We start from the raw sequence: 3,420 nt of genomic DNA, 5'->3' as shown, positions 1-3,420 counted from the left end.
TACCTATAAAAGTCGAATCATAGAAAAGCGCTTCATGGGTATAAATGATGTGATAGATTTACAAGAAATAAAAACCAAGGTTGAAGCACTTTTGCTGGAAAACAAAACCTATGAAATAGATATTTTCTTTTCGCCCGGTACTTCTATCATGCAATTGAGCTGGTTTATATGCCATCAATCACTCGGACTCAATACACGACTACTACAAACCCGGGAGGGGAAATTTACGGGCAAAAAAGAACCTGATTTGATAGAGCTGAAGATAGAGAAGTCGAGTGTACCCATGAGTGTTACTATAAGCCAGCAGAACCAAACCCAGGCCAGTGCTTCTACTGATTACCTGATAAGCCCGGGTATTGCATCCGTCTACAAAAAAGCTGACTTGATTGCCCAGACTGATAATGTGAGGTGCCTGATCAGAGGTGCAAGTGGGACAGGAAAAGAGCATTTAGCACGCTGTATTCATGAAAACAGCGCGCGTGCAGCTAAACCTTATCTGGCAGTCAACTGCTCTGCTCTAAGCGACTCATTGCTTGAATCGAGGTTATTCGGTTATGTAAAAGGCGCTTTTACCGATGCCAAAGACGATAAAAAAGGTATATTGGAAGAAGCCAATGGCGGCACAGTATTTCTGGACGAAATAGGGGATATTTCACCTTATATGCAACAGGCATTGCTCAGGGTATTGCAAAGCGGCGAAATAATGCCTGTGGGTGGTAACAAGCCAAAAAAAATAGATGTCAGGATTGTTTCGGCAACTCACAAACCATTAGAAGAAATGTGCGAAGAGGGCACTTTCCGCTGGGATTTATACTATCGGCTGGCAGTAGTTGAATTAGCATTACCCACCCTACAGGAAAGAGGAGCAGAAGAGAAAAAAGCATTGATAGAATTCTTTCTGAAACGCATTAAAAAGGAGCTCAATAAAAAACAATTACTTAAGTTTAGCAAAGATGCCTATGCGCAACTACTTGCATATCCATTTGCGGGAAACATACGGGAATTAGAGAATGTCATTATGGGCCTATATGTATTCTGTGAAAACGAAGTGCAAATAAACGATTTACCTCAACGCTTTTTTCAGTCGGGCAGTAAGCAAAGGCTTTCTTTCAACTGGCAGGAAAACGAAAAAGATCTGATAAGCCGTGCTTTAACATTTTATAAAGGCAACCAGAACAAAACACTCAAAGCTCTGGGGTATGGGTCTATTAATACATTGAAGAGCAAGATGCGGGAGTATGGGATTGAATAGTAGACCTACCTAATAATTTGATAATTAGTTAGTGTATAATCATAGAATTCAAATTAGTTAAATCGTTTTAGGATGAGAGAGAATTATAGAAAAAGGCTGAGAGAGTTATTATTGTTTGGATCTAATTTCAAAAAACGCTGTAATTTGACAGGCTAATTGTATGTAATTCTGTGCAGAATTGAATTTCAAAATATCGTGAATTTTTAGAATATTTTATTAAGTTGATGGATCAGGTAATAAATTATCAATCGTCCTTAAAGAGTTCAACCACTTTTCAACCTGTTTCTTTATTTCACCAGCATCGTTTTTAGGATAATACTTTTTTAAATATTCTGTAAACTCTGTTTGTGTATTGCTGGTTTCCCATTCCATAACCGTGAGGCTTAGCATAGGCCATTTCTTTGTCTCCAGCATAAAGCCATATAAAGGAAGGTATGGCGGTGAGTGATACAGAGAATTCTCAACTAGTTCCTCATAGAAAGGCTTAATAAAAGCCGGTTTCATATCTCGGAAGACATCATAGGCAATACAGTGTCTGCAGCCCTCTCTAACCATTACAGCAAATGCTGGCATACCCTTGTCTTGAAAGAAGGTATACAAATAATCAATAAAGCCTTCCTCTGTAATATCACACACATCTTTGCTGTAAAAAGCGTATTCTTGTTTGAAGAGATCTAGTGAGAAATTGTCTGGATGCTTATTAATGATAAAATCAATAACCTCATTTTCTTTAGCTGCAATTTCTTCAATAGAGGGGCCGCGGCTTAATCCGGCCGCAGAGAGGAAATATCTGGGTTTTGAAAAGAGTTCAAAATAGTAGCTTTTAAAGAAGATGGTCTTGCGTTCATAGGTCACCTGAACATACAAAGGATAGGTTAGCTTGCTATGTAGATAAACCTGCTTTAATCGGTCGTTCAGGTAAGTTTTGTAACTAACTTTGTATACTTTACTCATTTTGTCGTTATTTACCCGTTTTTAGCTTACTTACACTACAGCAAATTACTATGTAACAAAGGACGTCAGATTCCCCCAAACAAGATGGCAGTACTTTAGATTTCCTCCAGAGACTTCACAAAGATAGTAAAAAAGTTATGATAAAATTTGGAATATCAAAACAAATTATTATATTAGCTTTCTGAAAGGTGTCCTTCTGCACGAAGGTTTGTGTGAATGATTTAATGAGGAGGTGCAAAATGGAAAAACTAAAACCAGAACAGGCAGTAGAACTGCTGCGCAAAAAAGGAATTGAAATATCTTTAGAACAGGCTGTAGCTGTTCTTGAATTCCTGCATTTATTGGCGAATATCCTGATCGCACAATATCTGAAAAAGCATTAAGGTTATATCCTATAATTAGCCTATTAATGATTTTAATCCGATCTGAGTATGAAAGTAGCTGATTTGTACATAAGGGTAAGTACGGACGAACAGGCAGATAAAGGCTACTCGCAGCGTAGCCAGGAAGAACTGTTGCGCAAGTATTGCGATATTAACAACATTACCGTCCGTCGGGTAATGTTTGAAGACCATTCTGCAAAGACCTTTGCCTGTCCGGAATGGAAGGCATATTTGTTAGAACTGAAAAAGCACAAAAGAAAGGCCGATGTGGTCTTATTCCTTAAATGGGACAGGTTCAGCCGCAATACAGGAGATGCCTATCAGATGATCAACACCCTGCGCAAATTGGGTGTAGAACCTCAGGCAATAGAACAGCCATTGGATTTATCTATTCCTGAGAACAAGATGATGTTGGCCTTTTATCTGGCAGCACCCGAGGTCGAGAATGATCGAAGGGCATTAAATGTTATTCATGGAATGCGGAGAGCTAGAAAAGAAGGGCGATATATGGGTCTGGCTCCGATTGGTTATGTCAACAAGACTGATGAAGCAGGAAGGAAGTACATTGCCATCCATGAACCACAAGCAGGTATTTTGCGGTGGTCTTTTGAGGAAGTAGCTAAAAGTGTATACAATACCGAGCAGATTTTCAAAATGGCAAAAGCGAAGGGATTTAGAGGAACTAAGAGTCTTTTCTGGTTTGCTATTCGAAACCCGGTTTATTGCGGAAAGATATTTATCCCCAAATACAAGGATGATGAAAGCCGCTTCGTCAAAGGCTTGCATCAGCCATTAATACAGGAAGATTTATTTTATCAGGTGCAGGACGTA

Annotated in this window: 4 protein-coding genes; 3 read left to right on the top strand and 1 reads right to left on the bottom strand. The window is 39.0% G+C overall.

The annotated features are described in order from the left end of the window. On the top strand, positions 1 to 1,252 hold a 1,252-nt coding region (locus tag C0V77_RS22765), incomplete at its 5' end, for a sigma-54-dependent Fis family transcriptional regulator (protein WP_143706172.1). A 216-nt stretch (positions 1,253 to 1,468) separates the two neighbouring features. Here the strand turns inward: C0V77_RS22765 and C0V77_RS22760 are convergent. Then, positions 1,469 to 2,206, bottom strand: coding sequence for a hypothetical protein (locus C0V77_RS22760; protein WP_101728692.1), 738 nt, complete (start codon positions 2,204 to 2,206; stop codon positions 1,469 to 1,471). A 239-nt stretch (positions 2,207 to 2,445) separates the two neighbouring features. Between C0V77_RS22760 and C0V77_RS23240 the strand changes: the two genes are divergently transcribed. Then, positions 2,446 to 2,589 carry a hypothetical protein gene (locus C0V77_RS23240; protein WP_158238006.1) on the top strand — a complete coding sequence of 48 codons (144 nt, stop codon included), beginning with the start codon at positions 2,446 to 2,448 and terminating at the stop codon, positions 2,587 to 2,589. Positions 2,590 to 2,637: 48 nt separating this feature from the next. Continuing rightward, a partial coding sequence (locus C0V77_RS22755) for a recombinase family protein (RefSeq protein WP_173830577.1) occupies positions 2,638 to 3,420 on the top strand: 783 nt, incomplete at its 3' end.

The sequence above is a fragment of the Emticicia sp. TH156 genome (genome assembly GCF_002855535.1).
Lineage (GTDB): Bacteria > Bacteroidota > Bacteroidia > Cytophagales > Spirosomataceae > Emticicia > Emticicia fluvialis.
The sequence above is the reverse complement of the archived record's forward strand: the minus strand, read 5'-3'. Positions and strand labels throughout refer to the sequence as shown.

What these genes read in the sequence shown, in the direction of transcription:
- C0V77_RS22760 (WP_101728692.1), bottom strand. Translation starts at nt 2,206, where the DNA reads ATGAGTAAAGTATACAAAGTTAGTTACAAAACTTACCTGAACGACCGA.
- C0V77_RS23240 (WP_158238006.1), top strand. Translation starts at nt 2,446, where the DNA reads ATGGAAAAACTAAAACCAGAACAGGCAGTAGAACTGCTGCGCAAAAAA.